The organism is Microbulbifer maximicatervae (SeqCode) (assembly GCF_052467385.1).
The window spans coordinates 2,015,524-2,040,785 of record NZ_CP174311.1 but is presented as its reverse complement, the minus strand read 5'-3'; the positions used below and the strand labels follow the sequence as shown (position 1 = coordinate 2,040,785).

The 25,262-nt window shown below is 48.8% G+C and carries 24 protein-coding genes, 1 tRNA gene and 1 pseudogene; 5 read left to right on the top strand and 21 right to left on the bottom strand.

The annotated features are described in order from the left end of the window. Positions 1 to 88, top strand: a tRNA-Ser gene (locus ACJJIR_RS08755). A 259-nt stretch (positions 89 to 347) separates the two neighbouring features. Here ACJJIR_RS08755 and ACJJIR_RS08750 read toward each other — a convergent pair. The 3 genes from ACJJIR_RS08750 to ACJJIR_RS08740 all read right to left on the bottom strand — a co-directional run bounded on the left by ACJJIR_RS08750 (position 348) and on the right by ACJJIR_RS08740 (position 2,289). Continuing rightward, on the bottom strand, positions 348 to 1,601 hold the full coding sequence (locus ACJJIR_RS08750; RefSeq protein WP_444908055.1) for a Y-family DNA polymerase: 1,254 nt from the start codon (positions 1,599 to 1,601) through the stop codon (positions 348 to 350). Next, on the bottom strand, positions 1,601 to 1,990 hold the full coding sequence (locus ACJJIR_RS08745) for a LexA family protein (protein ID WP_444908054.1): 390 nt from the start codon (positions 1,988 to 1,990) through the stop codon (positions 1,601 to 1,603). The genes ACJJIR_RS08750 and ACJJIR_RS08745 overlap by 1 nt, the downstream gene beginning before the upstream one ends. 101 nt (positions 1,991 to 2,091) lie before the next feature. Then, positions 2,092 to 2,289, bottom strand: a complete 198-nt coding sequence (locus tag ACJJIR_RS08740) for a hypothetical protein (RefSeq protein ID WP_444908053.1) — start codon at positions 2,287 to 2,289, stop codon at positions 2,092 to 2,094. A gap of 156 nt (positions 2,290 to 2,445) precedes the next feature. Between ACJJIR_RS08740 and ACJJIR_RS08735 the strand changes: the two genes are divergently transcribed. Continuing rightward, positions 2,446 to 2,706: a helix-turn-helix domain-containing protein gene (locus ACJJIR_RS08735; protein WP_444908052.1), complete on the top strand. Its 261-nt coding sequence runs from the start codon at positions 2,446 to 2,448 to the stop codon at positions 2,704 to 2,706. A gap of 88 nt (positions 2,707 to 2,794) precedes the next feature. On the opposite strand, the gene ACJJIR_RS08730 is transcribed toward ACJJIR_RS08735, so the two are convergent. The 10 genes and pseudogenes from ACJJIR_RS08730 to ACJJIR_RS08685 all read right to left on the bottom strand — a co-directional run bounded on the left by ACJJIR_RS08730 (position 2,795) and on the right by ACJJIR_RS08685 (position 7,987). Further along, entirely contained in the window at positions 2,795 to 3,109 is a 315-nt protein-coding gene (locus ACJJIR_RS08730) for a hypothetical protein (protein ID WP_444908051.1), read from the bottom strand. 688 nt (positions 3,110 to 3,797) lie between these two features. After that, entirely contained in the window at positions 3,798 to 4,226 is a 429-nt protein-coding gene (locus ACJJIR_RS08725; protein WP_444908050.1) for a DMP19 family protein, read from the bottom strand. A gap of 90 nt (positions 4,227 to 4,316) precedes the next feature. Next, the gene (locus ACJJIR_RS08720) at positions 4,317 to 4,664 is read right to left on the bottom strand and encodes a hypothetical protein (protein WP_444908049.1); all 348 of its coding nucleotides are present in this window, start codon (positions 4,662 to 4,664) and stop codon (positions 4,317 to 4,319) included. A 39-nt stretch (positions 4,665 to 4,703) separates the two neighbouring features. Then, on the bottom strand, positions 4,704 to 5,549 hold the full coding sequence (locus ACJJIR_RS08715; RefSeq protein WP_444905485.1) for an IS3 family transposase: 846 nt from the start codon (positions 5,547 to 5,549) through the stop codon (positions 4,704 to 4,706). Between the two features lie 8 nt (positions 5,550 to 5,557). Further along, positions 5,558 to 5,866 (bottom strand): transposase, encoded by a 309-nt coding sequence (locus tag ACJJIR_RS08710; protein WP_444895975.1) that lies wholly within the window; start codon positions 5,864 to 5,866, stop codon positions 5,558 to 5,560. Between the two features lie 171 nt (positions 5,867 to 6,037). Next, the gene (locus ACJJIR_RS08705) at positions 6,038 to 6,328 is read right to left on the bottom strand and encodes a hypothetical protein (protein ID WP_444908048.1); all 291 of its coding nucleotides are present in this window, start codon (positions 6,326 to 6,328) and stop codon (positions 6,038 to 6,040) included. A 252-nt stretch (positions 6,329 to 6,580) separates the two neighbouring features. Further along, on the bottom strand, positions 6,581 to 7,090 hold the full coding sequence (locus ACJJIR_RS08700; protein WP_444908047.1) for a hypothetical protein: 510 nt from the start codon (positions 7,088 to 7,090) through the stop codon (positions 6,581 to 6,583). 121 nt (positions 7,091 to 7,211) lie between these two features. Further along, a pseudogene (locus ACJJIR_RS08695) lies at positions 7,212 to 7,550 on the bottom strand (hypothetical protein); the annotation flags it as partial. A 69-nt stretch (positions 7,551 to 7,619) separates the two neighbouring features. Then, positions 7,620 to 7,784, bottom strand: coding sequence for a hypothetical protein (locus ACJJIR_RS08690; protein ID WP_444908046.1), 165 nt, complete (start codon positions 7,782 to 7,784; stop codon positions 7,620 to 7,622). Then, positions 7,781 to 7,987 carry a hypothetical protein gene (locus tag ACJJIR_RS08685; RefSeq protein ID WP_444908045.1) on the bottom strand — a complete coding sequence of 69 codons (207 nt, stop codon included), beginning with the start codon at positions 7,985 to 7,987 and terminating at the stop codon, positions 7,781 to 7,783. Before ACJJIR_RS08685 ends, ACJJIR_RS08690 begins: the two co-directional genes overlap by 4 nt. A gap of 313 nt (positions 7,988 to 8,300) precedes the next feature. On the opposite strand from ACJJIR_RS08685, the gene ACJJIR_RS08680 reads away from it, so the two are divergent. Next, positions 8,301 to 9,263: a hypothetical protein gene (locus ACJJIR_RS08680; RefSeq protein WP_444908044.1), complete on the top strand. Its 963-nt coding sequence runs from the start codon at positions 8,301 to 8,303 to the stop codon at positions 9,261 to 9,263. A 706-nt stretch (positions 9,264 to 9,969) separates the two neighbouring features. On the opposite strand, the gene ACJJIR_RS08675 is transcribed toward ACJJIR_RS08680, so the two are convergent. The 4 genes from ACJJIR_RS08675 to ACJJIR_RS08660 all read right to left on the bottom strand — a co-directional run bounded on the left by ACJJIR_RS08675 (position 9,970) and on the right by ACJJIR_RS08660 (position 13,037). Next, a complete protein-coding gene (locus tag ACJJIR_RS08675; protein ID WP_444908043.1) occupies positions 9,970 to 10,188 on the bottom strand; it encodes a hypothetical protein in 219 nt (72 codons plus the stop codon). Positions 10,189 to 10,287: 99 nt separating this feature from the next. Continuing rightward, the gene (locus ACJJIR_RS08670; RefSeq protein WP_444908042.1) at positions 10,288 to 10,827 is read right to left on the bottom strand and encodes a hypothetical protein; all 540 of its coding nucleotides are present in this window, start codon (positions 10,825 to 10,827) and stop codon (positions 10,288 to 10,290) included. A 1,240-nt stretch (positions 10,828 to 12,067) separates the two neighbouring features. Beyond that, positions 12,068 to 12,394: a TonB family protein gene (locus tag ACJJIR_RS08665; protein ID WP_444908041.1), complete on the bottom strand. Its 327-nt coding sequence runs from the start codon at positions 12,392 to 12,394 to the stop codon at positions 12,068 to 12,070. A 145-nt stretch (positions 12,395 to 12,539) separates the two neighbouring features. Beyond that, positions 12,540 to 13,037, bottom strand: coding sequence for a suppressor of fused domain protein (locus ACJJIR_RS08660; RefSeq protein ID WP_444908040.1), 498 nt, complete (start codon positions 13,035 to 13,037; stop codon positions 12,540 to 12,542). A gap of 211 nt (positions 13,038 to 13,248) precedes the next feature. On the opposite strand from ACJJIR_RS08660, the gene ACJJIR_RS08655 reads away from it, so the two are divergent. Continuing rightward, positions 13,249 to 13,434 carry a hypothetical protein gene (locus ACJJIR_RS08655; protein WP_444908039.1) on the top strand — a complete coding sequence of 62 codons (186 nt, stop codon included), beginning with the start codon at positions 13,249 to 13,251 and terminating at the stop codon, positions 13,432 to 13,434. 460 nt (positions 13,435 to 13,894) lie between these two features. Further along, a complete protein-coding gene (locus tag ACJJIR_RS08650) occupies positions 13,895 to 15,127 on the top strand; it encodes an MFS transporter (protein WP_444908038.1) in 1,233 nt (410 codons plus the stop codon). A 108-nt stretch (positions 15,128 to 15,235) separates the two neighbouring features. Here ACJJIR_RS08650 and ACJJIR_RS08645 read toward each other — a convergent pair whose 3' ends face one another. From ACJJIR_RS08645 to ACJJIR_RS08630, 4 genes are all read right to left on the bottom strand, one after another. Next, on the bottom strand, positions 15,236 to 18,787 hold the full coding sequence (locus ACJJIR_RS08645) for an amino acid adenylation domain-containing protein (protein WP_444908037.1): 3,552 nt from the start codon (positions 18,785 to 18,787) through the stop codon (positions 15,236 to 15,238). 416 nt (positions 18,788 to 19,203) lie between these two features. Continuing rightward, the gene (locus ACJJIR_RS08640; RefSeq protein ID WP_444908036.1) at positions 19,204 to 22,362 is read right to left on the bottom strand and encodes an efflux RND transporter permease subunit; all 3,159 of its coding nucleotides are present in this window, start codon (positions 22,360 to 22,362) and stop codon (positions 19,204 to 19,206) included. Then, entirely contained in the window at positions 22,355 to 23,593 is a 1,239-nt protein-coding gene (locus tag ACJJIR_RS08635) for an efflux RND transporter periplasmic adaptor subunit (protein WP_444908035.1), read from the bottom strand. The genes ACJJIR_RS08640 and ACJJIR_RS08635 overlap by 8 nt, the downstream gene beginning before the upstream one ends. Continuing rightward, positions 23,593 to 25,029 carry an efflux transporter outer membrane subunit gene (locus tag ACJJIR_RS08630; protein ID WP_444908034.1) on the bottom strand — a complete coding sequence of 479 codons (1,437 nt, stop codon included), beginning with the start codon at positions 25,027 to 25,029 and terminating at the stop codon, positions 23,593 to 23,595. The genes ACJJIR_RS08635 and ACJJIR_RS08630 overlap by 1 nt, the downstream gene beginning before the upstream one ends. Positions 25,030 to 25,262: the final 233 nt, after the last annotated feature.

The window sequence follows — 25,262 nt, the reverse complement described above, 5'->3', positions numbered from 1 at the left end:
GGTGGGGTGGCTGAGTGGTCGAAAGCGGCGGTCTTGAAAACCGTTGACTGTAACAGGTCCCAGGGTTCGAATCCCTGCCCCACCGCCATTTTTCATACAGAAAGCCCTGATTTTTCAGGGCTTTTTTGTTTCTGCTATTTTTATTCCCCCACTAGTTCCCCTACTTATCTTTTGTAGGCCCATAACGCTTCAGACGACGCAAACTCTATACGCACCAACTGCGGCAGCGCACCAACGTCTTTACCGCCTGCCCTTTCACGTAAACACCAGATCGATTTAGCTCTTTTGCAGGCTCCACAACCGCTCGACCCTCAACCTTACAAAGACCTCATACGCTTACGCAGCAGCTAGACCGTAATCTCCGGTAGCTGGTCCCACTGAGTCGTATAGGCTGGCGATCGATGCTCCTGTCGCATCTTCCACTTCTTGTCGATACCTTCAGCCCCCAGAAACAAGGTGCCCCGGCCAAACCGCTGATTGATCTGGTCGATAGCCTGCATGGTCTCACCTGATCGTATTGGCTGACCTGTGGTGAACATATCGCCCTGGCCCAGCGAGCGGGGGATAAGCTCTACCAGCCCCACCCCCGCTTTCAGGAATCTATGCCCCTGCAGGAACAGTTCTGTAATCGCACGCTTTACCAGCTGCACTATCAACCGTGTGTCATCCGTAGGGTATGGAGTTTGCACTACGGTGCTGCGGCTGTAGTAATGCGGTTCATGGGGTGAGGTATGCAGGAAGACATGGATAGACTTCACCAGGGAATCCTGGGCCCGCAACTTCTCTGCTGCCCTACTCGCATACAAGGTGACCGCCTGCAGTATCGGCTGCAGATCGGTGAGCTTTTCGCCGAATGAGCGCGTGCAATAGATCTGTTTCTTGGCTGGTGGCTGCTCTTCCAGGCTTAAGCAACTAATGCCATTTAGCTCTTCTATCGTGCGCTCAATATTTACGTTCGTATGGCTGCGTAGAATTTTCGGGTTGGCTTGTGCTAGGTCATAGGCTGTCTTGATACCCAGGTGCCCAAGTCGCTTTGATAGGCGCCTGCCTACACCCCACACATCACCTACTTCAGTGCGCCGCTGCAGCCATTGCCACTTTGCGGGGGAGTCCAAGACGCAGACGCCCTGACACTTGGGGATCTTCTTGGCAACTCTATTTGCCAGCTTGGCCAGGGTTTTACTGGGAGCAATGCCAACGCCCACCGGCATGCGAACATCCCGCCAGAGGGTTTGCCTTATTTGCTGGCCGTAATCCAGTAGACACTCTTGCAACCCATGCAGATCCAGAAACATCTCATCGATGCTATAGACTTCAACCTCTGGACTGTACTGCTTCAGCGTTATCATTACCCGGTGGGAAATATCGCCGTACAGGGCGTAGTTACTCGAGAAGATCTTTACCCCGTGCTTTCGCAATAGATGCTCAATCTTGAAGAACGGCTGCAAGTCGGGAATACCTAACACTTTGGCTTCTTTCGAGCGAGCCACCACGCAACCATCATTATTGGAAAGGACTACCACCGGGAGCCCGCGCAGGTCGGGGCGGAATATCTGTTCGCAGCTGGCATAGCAGCTGTTGCAATCAACCAGTGCCAACATCAGCAGGACCGGTGGTACCGCACGGAAGCCTTGACCACTCCCTCAACAATCAATTCCTGCCCCTCCCAAATGGGAATCGGTGCGTATTTGTCATTGGCTGATAGCAGGCGGCCCTGTTGGCGGTCGAGCACCTTGCACGTTAACTGCCCATCCAGGGCAACCACCACCACATCTCCGTGGATTGGTGTTAATGATCGGTCGACTACCAGCAGGTCCCGGTCAAAGATGCCGAGGTTCTGCATAGAGTCGCCGTTGGCGCGGGCGAGGAATGTCGCCGCCGGGCTGGTTATCAGGTGTTGATCCAGGCTCAGTGCCGCTTCTTTGTGGTCATCCGCTGGCGAAGGAAAGCCGCAGCTAACGCCACTGCCGTATAGAGGGGAAAGTTTCATGTGTTCTAGCAATATACTGTATCTTTATACAGTGTATTAGCGAGCACCCACTAAAGACAAGTAGCCAGTGTGACTCCAGGGCCTCACAGGTACTTTTGTACTCAAGCCATCTCGGCGCCGCCACCTCCTTTTGACTCAGCCGAATAGATAACACCTTGGATAGTGGTGCTCACTTCCTCACCTATCAGCTTTAACACGGCATCCATTCCCGCTAAATCAGGGCAGCCTGTTACCCGCTCCAGGGCCACACACAGGCCTGCGACCCGCTGCAATTGCTCCACTTGCGCTTTTATAGGCATGCGCAACTCCTTGTAACTGCTAGCCCTATCTCAATCTTGTGTCACCTAACACCGGCCATCTTTATTGCCTTATGACGACAAGCCGCCAAACGCACCTCGATATTTGAGGCCGGATCACTAGGCGATCTCCTGAGCAACGTACGGAAACGGGAGAGGATGATGATTGCACAGCCGGCAAGACAGCTGGGGCTTGCGTCATCTCAAATTTCGAAAATGGAAACGGGCGTACAAAGAGTTCCGGCGGACCTGCTGCCGGTATGGTGTGAGGCCGTGGGGATTACTTTGGTGGAGATTTACGGAGTGGAGAACCTGCACTATTTTGCACAGATTCCATTTCCCCCTTTTACTGCTCGACTCTATTCGCAACTACCGGAGAATTTTCGCAAGCATATTCATTCGGTCATTGAGAGTAGCTAGCAACTCTGGAAGAGGTTGGGATAACGCTCCCAATAGTGGCCGAGCATAGCGAGGTCCAGCCCCGGAGGGTCGATGCTACTTCGTCTTGTTAATCAATTTTACATTCCAATTCTGGCCGAAGGGCTTTAAACAACACCTCAATCTCATTACGCTCAAAACCCAAGATAGAATGGAACTTAGTTACGTTTAGCGCAGAAGCTCCATACAAGATTTCACCGAATGAACTATTTATGGCTAATGCACACTCACATGAGCACTCCGATATACTTTGTGGCCAAGCGGCTCTTATCGATTCCAGCGTTTCTTTCTCAAAACCAAACAAAGCCAGACATTCCGAGCTCCACTTTTCGATCCAGTATTCAAATGCTGCCGCAATAATCGTATTTTCTCTCTCAGAAATCATGCTTTATTTTTTTGGTTAACGCTGCGAGCATAGGCGAAATGCGCAGCATTTTGTCCCATGCCTTGCTTTGTTAACGCTTAAGTTCTCTGATAGTAAGCCGTTTCCATTTACCTGTGAGTGAGTAGGACTCCCCCTGGATTTCGTAGCTTATATTGCATGGTAATTCGGACGGACCATATATTGATGTGACATCTACGATAGGGCTAGATAAGACTACTGCCCCTGATGGCACCCTAATTGCTTGAGGTTGGTACCGCCTAGTGAAGCTTCCTACCCCTTCCCCAATAACTAAATTGGACAGCTGAACTGGATCCTCACTATGATTTCGGATATAGACTTCATTCACCGAGAGAATAGTGTCCGGGGATGAGAGGTACTCCTCTTGGCCCGGGGAAAGAGCATATGTATTTGGTAGGCGCTCTTTACCCAGGGTGATGAATGCGTCAAAGCTGATGGTATTGTCTTCTGAGTAGATAAGACACTGAAAATATTCACTATATTCTACGCCCGAAGAATCTACCACCTGACCGCTTTGTGTGCATCCATAAGCGAGCAACAGAAAGAAGATAATACTGAGGGATCTAACCACCAATCTATTCATGAGTGTTAACGCCACTAGCAAGGGCTGAGGAGCCTAAGCGACGAGGTCCAGCGCGAAGCGCGAACTTGTCTAGCTTTGTTAAATGTTTTACAGGAGATTGTTGTTTTTTGCATATGCGTACATCAACTCTTCCAAGTTGTTAGGATATTTATAAAAATCAGAATCTAGTGAATCTAATTTTAGAGCCCCACTCTCCTCAAGCGCCACAAGTTCCTGTTGACGAACTTCTCGGTCTTTAGGTGGACCCATCTCACCAAAATTAGCATTCGCCGCTTCGACAATACTAGCCGTTTTTGACGCACCAATTTTATGCAAAGACGCAACAGTTTCGCTGGAGATATCTCCAGCGGAATTCCAAAAGAACTGATTAAACCCTCCGTTATTCACTTCCGCTTCCAACACCCATACACTAACTAGCACTAACTCATGCTCATTTAGACTCTCTGATCCAGCCTCCAAATACTTATCAATTATTGGATCAACTAGCCCCATCAACTTGTCAAGTCGTTCTGTCATAGCTCTCTGTACATTTAACCTCGTGCTCTGGGGAAACCGAGGCATAGCGTAGGTTTGGCCCTAGCAGCACTTTGTTAGGAACTCCACACATCACTGGGCCCTGAACATTGAATTGCAGCTTTTTTCTAGCGAAAAAATATTATTCCTCACGAGTTCGATTTTTTCTCGCATGTTTCTCTTATACTCTTCATGGCTTACCTCCCCCACTATATAAACCCACTTCTCCCAGTCTACGTCTGAGACTGGCGATCTGTTAATCTCTTTCCAGAACACCTCATTGGCCCCAACCTCATCTGAGGCTAAAAGTTTGAGAATATCTATAACATTTCCTTCCGTGAGAAATCCAAAAGCTGCGTCCACAATAAAATTAGCAGTCGGTGTTTCCTGGTGGAGCTCTTCATCATATAGCGTTTTAAAATTTTCAAATTCTTGATCCATCGAGACTCTGGTCTTGCCCACAAAAAGTAGACACTCTAACTATGCGTATTTTCGCTCATACTCTGCTGGACTTACATAGCCCAATGCAGAGTGCCTACGAACCCTATTGTAGAAAATCTCAATGTATTCAAACACCTCAGATTTTGCTTGCTCTTCGCTTTCGAATGTTCCGGCATAGACCAGCTCGACTTTTAGCCTGCTAAAGAATGATTCCATTGCCGCATTATCCCAACAGTTAGCCTGGCGACTCATACTCGGCTTGCACTTGCTTTCGGACAAGAGATCCTGGTATTTCTGCGATCGATATTGCACACCCCTGTCAGAGTGAACTAGCAGTCCAGGCTTTATTGGTCGTCGCTCTAGGGCCATTTTCAATGCTCGACGTGTCAATTCATCGGTCATCTGCGAGTCGAATGCCCAACCTACAATACGTCGAGAGTACAGATCCATAACTACCGCGAGGTATAGCCACCTATCCAGAACCCAGATATACGTAATGTCACTGGTCCAGCGGCAATTTGGTCGATCCACATCAAAGCAACGCTTAAGTAAGTTGGCGGAGACGTTAATGCTCCCCTCCACGGGCTGACTATATCGAAAGCCTTTGCCGTTTCTCGCTTTAATATGTTCCTGTTGCATAAGCTTAGCGACGTAGTTCCGCGAGCATGGCTCACCTAACTCTTGAAGCTCGCAAGCAATTCTAGGCGCGCCATAACGACCTTTAAACTCAGCAAACGTCTCTCGGATTTTCTCGATTGTTCGTATCTCTCTAATCGTGCGAGCAGATGGCAATCGCCCCCGCCATCGATAATAACCCGATCTTGAGACTTCTAAACACCGACACATCAAGCTAACCGGGAATGACCCTACATGCTCTTGTATCAATGCGTACTTTACTCTTGGTGGTTCGCAAAGTACGCAGCTGCCTTTTTTAGAAACTCAACCTCCTGACGAGCTTCATGCAGCTCCTTCTTGAGTTTGCGAACTTCAGCGCTTTCCTGTTTGGAATAGTCGACACCGTCTAAACTATTGAACTGCTTATCAGACAGTCGATTAAATTGACGACGCCAGTTGTAGATCTGCTGTGCGCTGACGCCTAGCTCTCGCGCCACAGAAGCCGTTGTTGCTCCAGGCTTTTCCGCTCTCTTAACTGCTTCTCTGCGGAACTCCTCCGTATACGCCTGAGTTCTTTTCTTACCCATGATACACCTCCGTGTTAGGCCTAAACCTAACTATACAGGGTGTCTACTAAACGTGGGTAAGTCTTACTCCTAACGCCGCCAACACGGTCCGAAATGGAGCAGCGAAGCTGCGGAATGTAGGCCCAACCCAAGCTTGCTTGGGCGTTGCTTGCTGCATATATTAGGCATGGGCTACTCTCCGAACTCGATTAATTTGAGGAATTCACCCTCGCTCTTTGCGATTACCTCTTCGGATTGTGCCTGATGGCACCAATAGAATATATAGCCACCGCAATGCCTGACCAAAAAATTGCCATTATCATCAACTCCGATCAGGGTTGATTGCTTACCTTTCCACCAGTCTGCTTGTAAGGGGCGCCTATCCTCTTCCCGAAGTAAGCAGGCTAGTTTAATCTGCTTGCCAGAGAAATTTATGGTGCGTTTAATTCCAAGATTACTTATCGCTTTATCTAGAGAAGTCATGGATTCGTTTACTGCCTAACGAGGGTGTAGAAAAACTCAGCCCTCTTTTCGTATTGTGCTTCTACGTGAAAAATAGCCTACTCATCAGTGAAAGCTAGATCAGAATTCACGTAGAACCACCATTTATGGTTAATATTTGATCACACCTAAGAAAGCAAAGACATAAATTAGTTTTTCTACAGCCTGAACGACTACAACAGGGGCGGCCGAAGGCCCGTAGCAACCTGCTTGTATTTGCTAAGCATTGCAACGCTATAAGCCAGAATAAGTTTGGAAAACCTCATGATCTTTGTAGTCCCCTCGCTCATTTAAGTTGATATATATTTGAATGGCACATTCATAGAATAGCCAAAGAAATATAGATTCAACGTTACAGTCAGCCTCATTTTCTCGTACTACGGCCTGATATCTAAAAGAATACTTGTCGTAAGAATACACAATGTTAGCTGAGGCTAAATATTCTTCAATTATTTCTTTGCTATCGCCTTGCGATAGATTAGCAGAAATACTTTCCTGTATTTTCTTGACTGTATTAAGACTATTCCCCCAAACAGGATTACTAATTATTACTAGCGCTAATATGGTAGCTATCTTCAATGCTCTTCCTTGAACGCTTAACAGTGTATTCAAAAGCAGCTGCAATATATCACCCACCACTATACCCACAAAATTCCTTCGACCACGATATAAAAAGCCTTTAAGTAACATTAACCTATCGACAGTTGGTACCAATGTACACAAATGGGCATATTGCAACTGCATTATATCCAGACATTTGGGGTGCTCTATATATTTTTGGAACCCCCTTAAAAGTCAGAAAGTTAACACCTTTTTTCCTGTGCATAAGATGCAGATGCTTTTGATCCCAGATATACGAAGCAGGCTAGGTGACTTGGTTATCCCAGTAAATATTGTTTAACGCTGCCAACACCTGCCCAACCACCCCGGCCAGATCCGTGCTGGTATCCCCAGTGATCTGCGGCAGAGTCGCCGGACGGCTGGCTACCTGCCAGCCTCTACTGCCGTTGATATACAGCAGGCCCTCCGCCTGATTGAGTGCGACCTTAGCGGGGAAGAATTTCCAGTAGCCGGGGTCTGCTACATAGCGGGCCAGTTGGCCGTCTTGGCTTGCCCCGTCTCCGGTATAGCTGGCCACTATGTAGCGGTCGCCATCGCTGGGGGAGTCGGGGGGATCATTTTGGATGCCCTGCACTTCGATCTGTAGAAGCGCGTCAGTTCATCGTTACAAACACCCCACTCACCATCATCCGCATAAACTCGCTTACCGCAGTTAATTGCAACCATACTCACCACTCGGAATCGCCATCACCGCAATAGAACTGTGCGCAGTCATGCGATTCGCCACTTCACCAGTGCAGTCAGAAACAAGGCCCGCTGCCTCGTCAATCACATTGACCGCCTGCCCTGCATCTGTGGTGAGTGCCTTCGTTGTCACATAGACCCGATCCATCGGGCATCGGTCTGCACGCTGTTCTGATCATCAATCACAGCAATAACGCACTTGAGCACGGCGACGGCTTGAGCTTCGGAGCTTGCGGGCTCAGCCTTTTGCGTGATTGCAGATCGCACAATCGTACCAGTACAGTGGCGGTCGTCGATGATGTAGGCAAATTGCCAAGCCTGGCACTCTGTAAACAATATAAATATAGGAATTTCTTACTAAACTAGTTATCCCTATATGTTTAAACTTTATTCCCAGCTTTTTGAGATCATCTTCCTAAAGATAACTACCGCAATCCAGCCCTATACTTCCCGTGTCACCTCTATTTTACCTAGACAGCCAGACAAGCAGTAGGAACTCTCTAAGGATGAAATCCTGTATTGGTGACTCCACTTCAACTTTAATGACAAAGATTTGAGAGCATTCTCCGCCTAATTAGCTGTTCAGCTGAGTCCCAAATCGATCAACAGTCTGTAACAAAATTAATCGCTTGATTTTTAAGGGATCATCATGAAAGCTTTCACCCCGATAGCGGCAGCTATCTTCTTAGTAATTAGTGGGTATTCATTCGCAAATGGGAATACTGCCATAGTGAACCAGAATGGAAATGGTAATATGGCTAACCCGGACCAAAGTGATCCCGCAACGATGGACAGTTTGATCGCAATCACCCAGGATGGTGATTTCAACGAATCTGCACCGGTACAGGAGAATGCCACTCAAAATGGCACTATTATTCATATTCAAACTGGAAATCTAAATACCGCTCCTGCCTTACTACAAAATAACAGTGTCTCTACCCAGATTACGGCAATTCAGCAGGGCAATCTTAATGAGGTAGGCATGTCGCAAGTTGACTCTCAGTTAAGTACTGTTTTTGTTAACCAAATTGGGGATACCAATAGCTATGGCGGTGCGCAGATAATGTCAGATAGCGATACTATTTCTGTATTGCAATCTGGAGATTCCCAAATTTCCGGTAATACTCAACTCAATACCTCCTTTAACAGTTTTATAGTGAACCAGACAGGAATGGCCAATAGTGCTATTGGTTTCCAATCTAGCGGTACCTCAAATACCTCAGTTATGATCCAGAATGGAACTGCTAATATCGCTGGCATGGCTCAAAACGACGGCGACTTTAATAGCTTACTTATTCAACAAGACGGAGATAGCAATGATGGCATTGTTACACAGTTAAATAATTCAAATAATAATACTGTGAGCGTATTCCAGTCAGGCATGATGAATATGTCGGAAGTTAATCAAGATGCTTCTGATTTTGGCATAGTTGATACCAACCAAACTGGCATGATGAATATGGCACTAACCAATCAGACGGGGATATCCAACTTTGCCAGTCAATCCCAGATTGGCACATCTAATGTGCATGAAATCGGTCAGGCAACATCCGGTAATTCTGCAACTGCCCTCCAATCTGGTACTGGCAATATGGGCGTGATTTTTCAATAGCGGATAAGGTTGACGATTCAACACTGTACTCCCTATTAGCAGCTATGGGTGTTTGACTGTTTTTGGGTAAAAGAGATGCTTTTTAAATAGCTATAACGCCCACGGCAGGGGCGGCTTACCTTATGCGCGATTTGCGCAAAAATGGGAGCGTAGCGACCGCGCAAAACGTGCATAAGGTAAGCCGTCCCGCGGAGGCCCGAAGGGCCGGAGCTTCACTGCCCGTGATTGTTAGGCTTGTACTTGGCACGTAGGCCACCTTTGTACCATAGAGCACCGACTACCAGTAGTGAAAACGCAATATCTAGAAGCAGATAAACAAGTGAGAAAGTAGCCCCACCTGATATCCCACCACTAGACATGAACCTTAACGGGAAACCGGCATAGACCGTCCCATCCGCTACTCCAGTACTTTGAATGCGCCAATACAAATATGACACGATTGTAAGCAGAGCGAAGAAGCCAAAACTCGAGAGAAAAAACAAAGATATGTTAATTATTTTCAAAATCCTGGCTCTCAGATAAGTGGTAGCCTAACGCCCCGCTAAAGGGCCGTAGTGGAGGCAAACTTTTTGGGGTAGCGTAGCGTAAACCCCAAAACGAGCGCCGGAACGGAGGTCCAAGCCGCAACGCGGCTGAACTTTGAGCGGTTTGTTATGTGCTCATTGATAATAATTTATTGTACCCGCTACCAATATCACAACTGATCTTAACGCACTATATGTTTTTCTACTTCATCTGCTTCTACACATAAGAGTTCCGCGATATCTTTTACAACCTCCGGAATTAACAAAGCCAGAGGAGGATGTTCTTTGAGAATATTGACAAGATTAACTTCGCCTTCCTCACGTATTTCAGACCAGAACCACCTAAAGAGATAATTTCTCTGCTCAAATTCCGGTAAGTCTGCCCATTTAAATCCACTCATCTTTTTGCCGTACTCACATAACGCCGGCCACACAGGCGAGCGCTTTTAGCGAGTCCAGCCAAATGCGCTTTTTGCATTTGGCGATTGTGCTGGCCCTTGTTAAGTGGCGACTGGCTGTTCATTAAAAAAGTACACCAAATTCTCGACCACATTAGCTTTACCATAATATGGGTTATTTTCTGCATGGTCTAACGTTCTTCCTGTACGTTGTGCGATTTCTTCTACTATGTCCAGTTCGAAGTCTTCATCATCTATCAGAAGATCTTTGAATACATTATCAGTGGGCTTAATTGGAAAAGCGATGCTGTCTGAGCTAATATAGTTTTGGAGCTGCTCATAGACAGCACGTATTACCCACGTATCAATCGATTTACAGTCAAAATAACGAGAAAATGTACAAATTGAATCTTTATTACGTTTCTCTCGTAGTTTTGAAAAGTGAGACTTTCTAGCTTTGGAGTTTTTAATTTCTACCGCAACTAATACTGGCACAATCGCGAGAATTACTGGGGCTTTGTAGATAAACCAGCCTAGCATCAAAAAAAATGCGGAAGCAATCAGCCAACCTGAAATACCAGTTGATTTCTCGACATACTTTGGCATAAATCTCGAAGGTTTGCGCATACTCTCTAAAGCCACTTAACGCCGCAAGCAACGGCCGAAATGTAGCGGCGAAGCCGCGGAATGTAGGTCCAGCCCACGTAGTGGGCGGTGTTGCCTTGCTTTGTTAAGCATGATGACCTCTCTTATAAAATGCATAGGCACACATAGCCAGCCCTACGGAATATAAAAAATCAAAAGACATTACGGAAATAGCAGTGTAAGTGGGTGAGCTAGATAATGAATCAGGGTAAGTAGCCCACAGCCACTCCATTGTAGGAATTGCTAATATGCTAGGCAGTAGCATTATGGTGAGGCCAATGATAAACAACCCGGAGGAGGACGAGCTTTGCTTTAAGATGCTGTATCCGGCGACTATCGCAACCAGAAGAGACGGCCAGGTAGAAAGCAAAGTCATTGTAATTATTTCGTAGATTTCCACTCGATCCCTCGTGATGCTTAACGCCTTGCTTAGCGGCAGCCGAAACACAGTGCAGGCTGTCCGGTGGAGACCACGTCTTTTGTGGCCGGAACGTACTACAGCAACTGGTTATGTGTACCCGCCGAACCGTCTAATTCAAGCTTTAAATCCATAGTTCACCTCCATTTTTGAGATCCTTTAACTTCCCTAATATTTCTTCAGCATGATTACGATCTCTGCATGGAATCATAACCTTTCCTTTACCTTTTTTCCGATTCCATATCATTGGATTACCAGATTTAGATTCAAGAATCTCAAATTCTCCGGCTGACCTGGGGATTTGATATTTTGGCAAAGCTCAGTCCCTTCTTAAAACACATAACGTTGCCAGCAAGGGCAGCCGAAGCGGAGCGTAGGCTGTCCAGCCCAGCCTCCGGCTGGGCGATCTTGCCTGGCCTAGTTATAGCTGGCGCGCACTGAACGACCTACTTGCTCTCTGCCAGCCAACTTTGGCTGGCCATTGCCCGATAAATTTACAGGAGAAAATACCATACTTTTCCCAACGGATAACTATCCGATTGGCACTCAACGATGGCCTAGCAGGCTTGTAGGGCTTACTGACTGAAAGCGAAGGCACTGGAACGGAATCGCGGTACCAACTTGCAAGAAAACTCTCAGGAAAAGTGTGCTCAGATAGAGATTGATGCTTGCAGCAGCTACAAAACATCTAAATATTGACCGCCACAATAACGCCCAGCGCAGGCGCAGCCAGCGCGGAGCGCATTTTGTGTTAATGTTTGTGCGCCAGCGAGTAACACAAAAGGTGTGTAGCGTTGGCTGTCGCTCTGCCGCTGCTTGTTATGCATTGCGCTGGCACTTATGTTTGGGCTTAAAATCTAGGACTTTGTTGTACGTGTCACCTACAACGTAGGTCCCTTTTTTGAACCGGTACTTACTTAGCGTCTTGATGGCAGCTCTATTGAATATTTCCGTTTCTGCCTTGACGACCTTTATGTTTTTAGCTTCTCCAGCTTCATCAATTTGGAAGGCTAGCTTTACTGATCCTGATAGCTCTCTACAAAATGGAGGCATTGGGTAGATTGGCTCTACCTCCTCAACTGCCTCTTGGGCAACTGAGATCGCTGAAGAAAAGACCAAACTAAGTGTAAGTACGAATTTTTTCATTACTGATGCATAACGCCGCCGGCAGGGGCAGCTTGCCTTGTGCGCGTTTTGCGCGAAAATGGGAGCGAAGCGACCTGCGCAAAAGGTGCACAAGGTAAGCTGTCCCGCGGAGGGCCGCAGGCCCGGAGTAAATTGCCCGGCTTTGTTAAGCGCCTTCACCGAACAGCCAATCAGGGTATATTTCTTTTGCCTTATTCATAACCGATTTTTCCGAAATACTTATTTCCTTGTCAGTGATAGGCACGCCCAACAGCCATTTTACCGACTGTCCATTTGATAGTTTTAAATCAAATGGAGACGGAACATAAGCCATATGCCTGTAGGCACTCTTCCCATTTATTCTAATCACATCTTCACAAACCAAAGGCCATTCATCGGAGCTACGCTCAGCTAACCAGTATATAGAGCTTGCCAACGAATTCGGTAACCATTGTTCAGAACCCACCGCAGTAAACTCAAAATTACCTGCAGGTAATGACAGCCCCATTTCAAATGCACCAATTGTCGAGAAAAAAACCTCCCCGAAGTGACCAATTGGGATAGGTCTACTACCACTGTTATCACGATATGCAGTAACAGTAGGAGTACCTCCAACTATCTCCTTCAAGAAAATTGCTAATTCTCTATGGTGGCTCGGTGGCATTTAGTCTCCTTTATCGCTTAACGTTGCCAACAGGGGCAGCCGGAGCGTTTGCGTGCGAAGCGCGCCGCGTAGGCTGTCCAGCCTAGCCCCATAGGGGCTGGGCGAGCCTGCTTGGCCTAGTTATGGGGCCCCATTGTATAATAAGTAACCCTGAATTATCCCATAAAATAACACGCCCACCACAACACTACTTGGAACATAGTAACGAGCGTTGTTTACCGGTAAAGCCGCCGTCAATAATGCTGAACAAACTGCTGAAACCATAGCAACACCAAACCAGTTTCCCTTTAACCCTGGTGAAACTGCCCAAAGTACATATGCCATGGGAATCAAGCTTGAAGCAAAAAGACAAACCATGAATTTCCAAAGATATACACTTAATTTTTGGTCTTTGTGAATTTGGCTCAATTTCTAGCCCTATAACAGTTAATTCAAAAGAAGCGTTTTTATATCACCCTTCTATATAATTCTACTCACTTCTTTCAAGATAACCTCAAAAACCCAATAATATCAAAAAGTTAAGAGCTTTGACATAATTCTCAACAGGTAGATATAAAGCAGGCGCTATATATCTACCTGCTTTTTCTGCTCTTTATAACATTATCAACCCTATAAAAATCAAAGAGATAGTTCGTCACCCCCAGAAATAGGAGAAGCTTCTCTTGAATTCTGATATATAGAGCAAGCCTCAACTGTCTTAACCGCCTTTATTCCCGGGTAACTAACCGTGCGCTTAGTCTCAAATAGCTCTATCGCTCTTACCTGGCTTACGCTGCTCAATGACAGGCCCCGTCACCTATTCATCACCTGCTATCTTGCTTTAGGCAGCAAAGCTGAAGCTGGGGGAGGAAGTGGTTATGTCTGCCATGTGCCGTTTAGCCCTTTTGGCAGTAGTTTTTGTAGATCTGATGGGTCAGGGATTGCTGTTCCCGATCATCAATGAATTGGTTATGTCGACAAAATTCCAGTTCCTACCTACTGATACGCCACAATCAACTCGGCACTTGTACTATGGAGTTGTGATCAGCAGCTTCTTTCTGGCGTGGTTTGTTGGGTCCGTATATATCGCCAAACTATCTGACAGTATTGGACGCAAAACTGCCATGGTGCTGTGTTTGGTGGGGGCCATGGCCGGATACGCTATCACTGTCCTCTCTTTGCTAAGCAATAGCCTTTGGCTTCTTATTCTCGGACGAGTGATCAGCGGCTTTACTGCGGGAAACCAACCTATTGCTCAAGCAGCAATGATTGATGCCAGCCAAAGTGAGCTGGAAGCCTCCAAGAACCTAGGGTTATTGGTAGCCGGAATGAGTGCTGGGGCTGTAGCTGGACCGATTATGGCAGGAGTCCTGGCAGACAGGGAGCTATTGGGGAGCATAGCCAGTATCCAACTGCCCTTTTACTTTGCTCTGGTACTTGTCGCTATTACTTTGTTTTTGATCCTGACCTTTTATCACAATACCCGGCAAGCCCCGATGCAGCTTAGGCTTCGCTTTCTGGATCTATTTACTCAGTTTATACATCTGAAGGACCGTCCTCGGGTTGTCCGACTTTGCCCTGCCTACCTCTGTTTCATGCTGCTGCATCTCAGCTTTTATATATTTATCACAAACTATTTAAGCAGTAGATTCCAAGCTGGCCTGCTAATAACCAGTATGGCCATGCTGACTATGGGTATTGCGGTGGCAATTTCCAGCCTCTTTATGGTCAAGCCTGTTTTGTCCCGCTGGACTAAACCCCTGGTAGTTACAGTTTCCGCCTTAGTGATGGGAGCGAGTGCGTTAGTCTTCGTATTCAGCAGCCATATTTGGCTATGTTATCTCAGTGTGTTCTTCGCGTACCTTTGCTTTGGGCTCGCTTACCCCGCCCTCTTGAATATATTCGCCAATAGTGTCGATGAAACGGAACAGGGTTGGGTAATGGGAATAGCTACTGCGGGCTTCACGCTGGTAGCAAGCTTGATTTCGCTCGCGGGGGGCATGGCAATGGAAGTTGATATCCGCCTACCGTTTTACATTACAGCAGCTGCATCGATATTAGTATTTGTTTTAATCCGGTGGAGCTGGCGCAAACTCCCTGGCGTAGCATAGTGAAAAATCAGGCAAATAAGTAACCGACCTACTCTGCCAGTGACACCAGACGTGGGCCCTTCAGGATAAGCTGAAAGGCCCATAACTTTATACCTCGCCCCTCATTAGTTAATGAATCGCCCGCTCTCTAGTTGATCCACAGTCTACAGGGTTATTTACCTCCACACTTAAATCTAGAATACGGGCGATCCACCATATAAATGGCTCAACCTGACCGCTTAAGGTGCAGCTACCTGTACAAATATCATCAAGCAGCGACTGAACATCGTGAAGCCGTAAGGCCGTGACAGACCTCTGGTTTCTTAGCGTTACTGAGCAAAAAGGAACGTCGTTGGCCGAGAGATCACTCAAGGTTACTTTGCCGCCATCAATTAAAATTCTCACCGGCTCAAACTGTTCAGTAACACTCACAGACAAGCACAAGTTGGGCACAAGGCTGGATAGTCGATTGATATATTCCTGCAGGAAGTTAGAAAAGGTATTTGCCCACTCACCAATTTCAGCGAGGGCTTGCCCCAAATCCATAGCCTCCTCTTTTGTTTCCTGGGATTGAGCATCAGCCTCTTTTTCAGCCTCAATAAGAGCTTCCACGGTCCTATCAACATCCTCCCTCGTGTGAGCTGCCGAGCAGATCAACCTCAGGCGGCCGCGGCCGCTCTCAACTATCGGGTAAGTGACAGCCGAGGTTTGAATACCGCGCTGATAAAGCGCTTGGACTATCCCATATAGTTTATCTTTATCTTTAAAATGGGGTGTGATAATAGGCCCATCACCTGTTCCCAAATCGTATCCGGCCTGCTCGAATTTCCGGCGCATATAGCGGGTCGTATCCCACAATTGATCACGCAGTCCATCGTCAGATTTAATCCGACGCAAAGAAGTCAATGCGGCTGCAATATCTGCAGGACTGATAGAAGCCTGAAAGATATATGCCCTGGCTGAGGACCTCAGCAAGTCAACGTACTCCTTACTCGCAGCAACCACACCCCCAAGGCTACCGAGCGACTTACTGAGTGTTGTCATAATAAAGTCAACTTGATCAGTAATACCTTGAGCCGCACAGATACCGGCACCACGCTCACCATAAAAACCGAATGAGTGTGCCTCATCAACTAAGGTCAAGGCGTTGTATTTCTTTGCTGCACGCACGATTTCAGCTACCGGCGCAGCACCTTCCCCCATACTGTAAACGCCCTCGAGCACCACTAGCGTTGTTCGGTAGGGAGATGCTTCAGATTCCAACACCGACTCCAGATCAGAGGCATTATTGTGTTGGAAAGTTCTGATTTTGGCACCACTGAGACGGGCCCCATCAACAATTGAGGCATGGCAAAGTTGGTCTATAACCACAACATCATCTTTACCTAATATTCCTGCCACCACCCCGACATTGGCCGTATAACCCGTTGGAAACAAGCAGGCTCCTGACTTGCCTACCAAATCAGCAAACTCCGTTTCAAACTGGAGGTGAAGGTCCGTCAGGCCCGATGCCGCCGCTGAAGTGCCCATTCCTGTTCCGAAAAGCTTTACAGCAGATGATGCTTGTTCGATAACTTCTTTATCTCTATTCAAGCCAAGGTAGAGATTGGTCGTCCAAATAATTGCATCCTGGGTATCATCGTTATAAACATCTGTAACAGTGCCGTGGGTCCCACTACCTGTCCGTAAAACCTTACTGTAAGGATTCCTCTTCTGATTATTTGCCATGGCTATCACCGCCTGCACCAACTTACTTTTGTCAGAGGCAGACCAGGATGATGCCTTTGCGGCCTGGAAAGTTGGATGGCTCAACTGGAGCTGGGACTGGAAATTAGCCAGCGCATCAATTTCAGATTTGGCAACCTCATTAGCTGACTCACCACTGATCTTACCTTCCGTCAAATCAAGCATATAGCCAGCCAATAGCTTCGGTGTGGGATAATCGAAGATTGTTTGCGCAGATAGGGGGTGTCCAATGCAATGACTCAATCGGCTAGCCAATTCTAATGTTGTCAGCGAATCCAGGCCCTGCTTGTCGAAGGCTATCTCTGGGAGCACAACCTCCGGATCTGGGTGGTTCATGATGGAAGCCATCTCACCACGGATAATCGAAGTAAAAATTGCCTCGCTGTCTACTGATAAACCTGCGAAGTGCTCGCGCATTCCACTGCTTTGATTAATATCATCGTTTGCAGCCAAACTGCTTTCAGTTGGAACGACAAGCTCCGCTTCAAGGAGGGCTAATCGTTTACGATCCAGCTTATTGTTGGGTAGCAGGGGTAACTCTTGCAGGTGCTTGACAAACTGGGGGACCATATATTTAGGAAGGCGCTGTTCAAGAAACTCTTTTACTGCTACCTCGGTAATTGTCTTTTCGCTAGCAACAATATAAGCCACCAGGATCTTCTGCCCCGCCCCGCCATCTATAACGGTAGTAGCGGCAACATCAATACCCGGTATAGACTCAATTGCCGATTCTATTTCTTCAAGTTCAATACGATAGCCCCTAATCTTCACCTGGCAATCGGCGCGCCCCAAGTATTCTATTTCTCCACTTGCTGTCCATCGGCACAGGTCTCCCGTTTTATACAAGCGCTGGTCGGAAATTCGGGGGTTGGAGACAGGCTGTATAAAACGCTCCTCGGTCAGATGCTCATCATTTAAATAGCCTCGAGCTAGCTTATCACCAGACAAATACAACTCCCCCTCCTCGCCGGGAGCAACTGGCTGTAATCTCTCATCCAAAATATATGCGCGGGAACTTGAAACCGCCCTTCCGATCGTAATTTGGTCGCTATCGGGGCTAACTTCTGTATAAGTTGAGTAAACCGTGTCCTCTGTGGGGCCATAAACATTAACTATCCGCAGTTGTTCAGCCCCCGCGTATATTTGCTCGACCAGGGATTGCTTAAGTACTTCACCCCCAAAAATCAGGCAACGCACTCCCTGAGGTAATTTGTCTATCGAAAGTAAAGCCTGAATCGCAGATGGAACGGTGATACAAGTTCGCACTTGCTCTCGAAAGGGAAGTTTTGGCAGCTCCAAAATATTCTTCGACAATATAACTCGGCCGCCCAGAGAAAGAGTCCCGATAATTTCCATCACCGAGGGGTCAAAGCAAACTGAGGTCGAAGCCAAAACGCCTTCTAGCTCTCCTTCGCTCAACAGCTCACTCATGGACTTAATGAGAGCGATAAGGCTTCGGTGTTCGATAGCAACCCCTTTCGGGCTTCCAGTAGAGCCGGATGTGTAGATTACATAGGCTAAATCACTCGTTTGCGGCCTGGTATGTTCCGGTAAAAACTCCGGTGCCTGCTCTCGTAACTCATCGATCCATACTAGTTCTTTCACGCCAAGGCACAAGTTTGCATTTTCGTCACAATCAACGATTGCTGCGGCAGCTCTGGAGTGCTCGAGCATATATCGTACCCGCTCTAGCGGATAAGTCGGGTCCAGTGGGACATAAGCACAACCTGCACGCATTACGCCAAGTAGAGCCGCGACCAGCTCCCAGGATCGACTCATACAGACTCCAACCAAGGAACCAGGCTCAACCCCTCGATTTACCAAATCAGCGGCAATCCCATCGACCCGTTTCATCAGGCGAGTGAAATTTATTTCTGTGTTGCCATCGATAATAACGACCTGATCAGGATTCTTTAGCTTTTGTCTTTCGATCAAATCGCAAACTGTATCTCCTGATGATACAGCGCCCATTTCTCCCGATTCAAAATCTAAGGACTGGGCGTTATGTTTGTTTATTGAGCTGCACACTGAACATTACCTTTTATACTTATTAAAATCCGAAAACTAACTTTCAATTCATTTCTCTGTCTTTCAAATTTGGTCAAAATTTTCTGTTATTTGAACTACTTGAAAATCAGTTGCTAAATTGGAAGTATGCCGGGAAATAATTTCATAACATTGAACTGGAGCAGTATTTCAGCTAACGCAGTTCCAAGTCATAAAGGAAAATTAAATGAAGGTGGTATTCAGGGAGACAGGAACGTATTTTGGAAACTGATAGTTAAATATCAGTCATAAAATTAAATTTCTGAGGAAAATAGCCGATAAGAAGATACCGGCTACTAGTGAATTTATTTCTGTGCGATTGCACCGCTACGACCAAGGCGAGCGATGATATTTTTCAACCTTGCAAACAACTGGGGAATATCTTTACCCATCATTAAATAGAGACAGGGTACCAATAACAATGAGATCGCTGTGGCAGCGAGTATTCCATAGCCCAGCGAGATCGCCATCGGAATCATAAAGCGCGCCTGCACCGAACTTTCAAAAATCATCGGCATCAAGCCGCAGAAAGTCGTTACTGTAGTCAATACGATCGGGCGAAAACGCCGCGCTGCCGCCCCCTTGATCGCGCTTTCCAAATCGGCGCCATCATTTCGGAGACGATTGCTGTACTCAATCATTACCAGAGTATCGTTAATCACAACTCCAGCCAGTGCCACCATACCCAGCAGACTCACCATACTGAGTCCGTACCCCATACCCAAGTGGCCAAGTAACGCACCGATCACACCAAAGGGAATCGCCACCATTACGATCAACGGCTGCACATAACTCTTTAAGGGAATTGCCAATAGCAAGTACAGCACCGCCATCGCAAGGGCAAAGGTCATCGCCAGGCTTGCCAATCCCTCTCGCTCCTCCGCTTGGCGTCCCTCATAGGAAACACTTAGGCCGGGGAATTCGGCTTTCAATTGGGGGACCACACTTTCATTCAGCTCATTAATCACAAGCGTCGCTTGGTCACTGGGCTCCACATTGGCGGTAATTGTTGTAACCCTGCGGCCTGCCCGGCGATTAATCGTGGCATAGGCGCGCCCTTTATCAATTTTTACCAGATCTGGCAGGGGCATCCAAAGTCCATTGCTTGCCCGGATCATAATGCTATTCACATCATTGATATTGGCCCGCTCATCCTCAGGCAAACGCACCATGACCTTCACCTGATCCCGGCCGCGCTGTTGGCGCAGGGCCTCAGCCCCGTACAACGCTGCCCTCAACTGGCGACCAATATCCTCCGCAGACATACCCAAACTTTTGGCCGTTTCAGTCAGCGTAAGGTCCAGCTGGGTTTTACCGAGGGAAATACCGGGATCGATATCACTGACATTGGGGAATTTCTCCAACTCATCCCCTAAACGTATCGCAGCTTGCTCCAAGGTATCCGTGTCGGTATGGCGAAGCTCCACGGTTAACGAGGAGCCAGCGCCGGGACCGCCACGGTCAGAAGCTGTTGTCGCGCTAAGCGCACCGGCAATGGGCCCCACTTCCTGGCGCCAGGCGCGAATAAACTCACCGGTGGAAAAAGGGCGCTCATCTGCGGGAACAAAGAAAGCGTCCACCATAATCGCGTCATCACCCATCAAACCGCGAATCCCCAGGAAGACCTTCTCTTTATCGTATTGCTCGAGCACCTTATCGGCAGCAGTAATAATCTGCGAGCGCGCTTTTTCCAGCTGGGATTGGGCCGTTCCGGTGGGAAAGGTGACGGCAAAGCGACCGGAGTCCCGCTCCACCCTGGGCATCAGGGTGAAGCCCATACGGCCGCTAGCGGCATAACCACCAACCACCATCAGTGCCGCAACTGCCACCGCAATAGTGGTGTAGCGATGCTTGATACATATATCCAGGAAGGGCCTAAAGCGCTGCTGTACAAAACGATCCAATCCCCGCGCCAGCATTTTCTGCCGCGCGGCAAAGCGGCGCGCCCGGCGACTTTTATAGCCGCGACGAGAGTGGGCCAAGTGACCGGGCAAAATAAACAGGGCTTCCACCCAGGAAATAATAAATACCGAGCCCACCACAAAGGGAATCACACCAAAGATCTTGCCCATAAAGCCGGGTAAGGCCATCAATGGAAGGAAGGCGACAATGTTGGTCAGGATTGCAAATGTGAGCGGCACCGATACCTGGCGGGCACCGGCAACGGCAGCCTCCAGATTGCTGTAGCCTTTTTGTCGCCACTCGTGGATATTCTCACCGGCAATAATTGCATCATCCACCACTATTCCAAGGGCGATAATAAAGGCAAACATACTTACCATGCTGATGGAAATATCCAGCCCAGGCAGGAATAGCAATGCCCCCAGGAAGCTGGTAGGAATGCCCAGTGTTACCCAAAAAGCCAACCGCAATTCCAGAAAGGCTCCGAGCACAACAAATACTAACAAGAGCCCAATAAAACCGTTTTTCAGCAAGAGGGTCAGACGCGCTTTGAAAATTTCCGAGTCGTCATCGCGAACTGTCAGGGTCACACCCGGGGGCAGGCTTGCCCTGACCTCATCAACGACTTCATGGGCAGCCTCACTGACACTCATTGGTGTCTGGTCGCCCACTCGGTAGATCTTGATGCTGATAGCTGGCTCGCCGTTAAACACCATATTGCGCGCTTCTTCCTCAAGCGCATCGCTGATATTGGCAACATCCTTTAAATAAACGGCACCGCCACCAATACCTTGGGCAATAACAATATCGCCAAACTCACGAGCCCAATCGCGGCGCTCGGTCACCCGGACCAATATCTCCCCCGCATCAGACTTAACACTGCCGCTGGGAATATCTACCGCTGCATTTTCTACGATGTTTGCCACTTCCAGCAGGGTAAGCCCATAGCGACGCAGGTCATCGCGGCGAATCTCGATCGCCACTTGCAAGTCCCGCATCCCTCGCGCTTCCAGCTGGGTAATACCACTGTGCGCTTCGAGCTTATCGTAAACCTGCATCGCCAACGCGCGCAGGTTTTGCTCGGTAAGATCGCCGTGTAATACCAGATCCAGCACATCCCGTTTGCGCTCGGCCAGACTGACCTGGGGCTGCTCAATATCTGTGGGGAAGGTGGTAACAGAATCGATAGCCTGCTGAATATTCTGGTACACCAAGGCAGCATCAGCATCGCCTTCCAGCTCCAGGGTTAACGAGGCACTACCCTCATTGGCTCTCGCGGTCATCTCTTTGATGCCTACCAAGCCCTGCACCGCCTGCTCGGCAGCCACCAGTACACCGCGCTCGACTTCCTCAGGGCTGGCACCGGGATAGGAAATGGACACGCTCACAGTGTCCAGGCTGAACTCCGGGAAAACTTCCTTTTTAACGATGGTCGAAAAAATCAAACCACCAATCAAGAAGACCAACATCAACAAATTGGCAGTTACGTGGTTGCGCGCCATCCAGGCGATGGCTCCCGTGCGGGTATCGACCTTATCTTTGGATCTATTCTGCTCAGTCATCTGCGCCCCCAGCGTTGGGTCCACCGGGGCCGCGTCTTGGCGGCCGTTCCGCAGAGGCAGCCGCATCTATCGGCGGACGCTGCTGGCGATTACTGTCTCCGGCAATTCGCACCGGCATGCCTTCAGTAACGGTTACCAACCGGGTCGTCACTAAGGCTTCTCCACCGCTGAGCCCCTGCTCCAGGACTGCAAAGTCGCCGCTCATATAGGCCACTTCTACCGGCAGAACCGTGGTGCGGTTCTCGCGAACCACCCACACATTGTTGCCGTCTTGCAACGCAGTGAGGGGGATTCGCACACGTTCATCCTCACTTTGGGAAACGATCTCTACTTTCGCCAGATCGTTGAGAAGCAGCTGCGGCTGGGACGGATCCTGGACGGAAAGCGGGTCTTCCAGCTCTACCAACACACTGGCGAGACGACCCTGCTCTTCCAGTACCGGGATAACCCGGACAAACTCACCGCGGCGGTAGACGCCCTGCGGCCACTGGCTGCCATAAATTCGAACTTCAACATCACCGCGTCCGAGCCGGTGCAGTTGTGACGCGGGAATCTCAACGGCTATCTGGAAACGGTCGGCACTAGCGAGGCTGTAGAGAGTATCACCCGGAGAGACGCGATCACCGACGTCGGCATCACGCTCAACTACCAGGGCATCAAATGGGGCGCGAATCTCGGTAAGCCGAAGATCGCGTTTAGCCAAGGCCACATTTGCCTCTGCGGATTTTACTGCCGCCTCTGCTGCTGCTCTCTGAGGCTCGCGCAACACCAGAGCCTTATCCGTTCCAGACAGGGCTGTGCCGAGAAGCTCGTATTCCTCTTGAGCAACTTGCTGCTGTCCTTGCTCCTGCTGCAATTCAGCACGGCGTTCGGCGAGGGCACTCTGGGCAGTCATCAGGGCCAACTGGTAGGGCTCCTGATCAATACGCAACAGCACCCGCCCTTTTGGCATTACGGCTCCGGGGCCCAGATCATAGTCGAGCCATTGCACCTGCCCCTGTACCTGAGGCTCCAACTCCGCTAACTCACGGGCACTCACTTTACCCAGCGCGCTCAGAGTTACAGGAAAACGACCCTGCTCAGCAACAGCTACATCGACTGTCGGCGGAGGTGATTTGCGTTCACCGCGACTGACCGACGGTTTTTCCCGCATCATCCAGTTGAAGGCCAGGAATGCCAACACCACCAACACTATGGGGATCAGCAGGCGCCAATTGAGTTTCTGCAACATCAGTTATTTCCCTCCAGGTACAACTCCAAATCCACTGGCTCGGGGGCTGGAAGATCCGCCTGGGGGATCCCGCCGGAAAGCGCGCGGTAAAGTACAACTCGGTTTTCAATCAGTTCGCGCTCGGCAGACAAGATTTGTCGCGCCAAACTCTGTTGTTCACTCGTCGCGGTCAACACATTGAGGAAGTCGATGGTTCCCCGCGCATAGGCGCGGCTTTGGCGCAGAACCAAAAGGTCTGCGAGACGCTCACGCTCACGTAGATGGTTGAGTCTCTGCTCGATCAGGCTCTCTCGAATCAAGGCCTGCTCTACTTCAGACAAAGCTTCATTAACCGCACTGCGGTAGAGCGCCCAGCGCTCCTGCAGAACGGCGTCCTGTTGCTCCTGGGCGGATGCCAGGGCGCCACCATCAAAAATCACCCCCTCAATAGAGGCTGCGATGGCCAAGAGCCAGTTTTCAGTCACGTCACTAATTAAACTGGTGCCATTGCTGGCTACCGCAGACAAACTAAATACGGGCAGTCGATCTGCCCAGGCCTCATCGGCTAAGTGATAGCCCTGTAAAAGGTCTCGCTGTGCCTCAACAACATCCGGGCGGCGCAATAACAATTGCGATGGCACGCCGGTCTCTGGCAGGGCTGGTAAGGCCGGCAACCCGACCTGTTCGTGAATAATGCTGCTAAGTTCCTCGACATTGATACCCAAGAGCACCGCTAACTGTACTTTTAGAGTTTCGGCATCCGCTTCCGCCTCATCCAGTTCCTGCTGTGACTGCTGGACCAGCTGCTGTTGCTGCAAAACATCGGCTGCACCTGAGACGCCGCGACCAAAGCGCAGTTCCAGAACCTTCAGGCTTTTGCGATTGATCTCCAGCTGTTGTTGCAGCAAATCCCGCTGCCCCCACTGCTCCCGCAACTCCAACCAGGTAGCTGCCACCTCGCTCGCCAGGGTCAGGGCTGCCGTCTGTAAATTCTGTTCCTGGGCCAGGTAAGCCGCCTCTGCTGCACTGGCACCGGCACGGACCCGCCCCCAAAGGTCCACTTCATAGCTGGCGGCTATACGGGTACTCCAACTATTGCCCTCCGCAGAGGGATCGGTGAACTCGCCAGAAGAGTAGCGCTGCTCAGTATTTTCAATACTGGCGGTCAGTCTTGGCCAAAGTCCCGATCGCGCTCCCCGCGCGGTGGCTGCGGCCTGCTCCAATCGCCAATAGGTAGCCTGAATATCCGGATTATCTTTCAGTGCCAGCTGTACCAAATTGTCCAACTGCGGATCTTCCAAATCTCGCCACCAGCGCAAACTCGGTGCGACAGTGCCCGATGCACGAAAAGATTCTGGTAACCCCAAATTTTCATCGGGTTGAATGGTCTCAATTGGCTGCGAACTACAGCTGACAAGCAGCGGAACACAAATTGCCAAAATACGGTAAAAGGACAAGGAATATCACCGAAATTAAACGTTTAATCGTAAAAAATAGAGATTTATTGCGTGCATTATCCGCCCCCCAAAATCGCTCGCAATGCGTTTTACTCTTGTTTACAAAGCATGCGTAAAATCAGGCAAAAAATTGCTGCCCGCAGGAGTGCCGAAAACCGAGTACTTCGGTATGATGCGGCACACTAAACTGAATAGTCATCGGGGTTTGACGCGGAGCTTATCCAAAAAGTCTC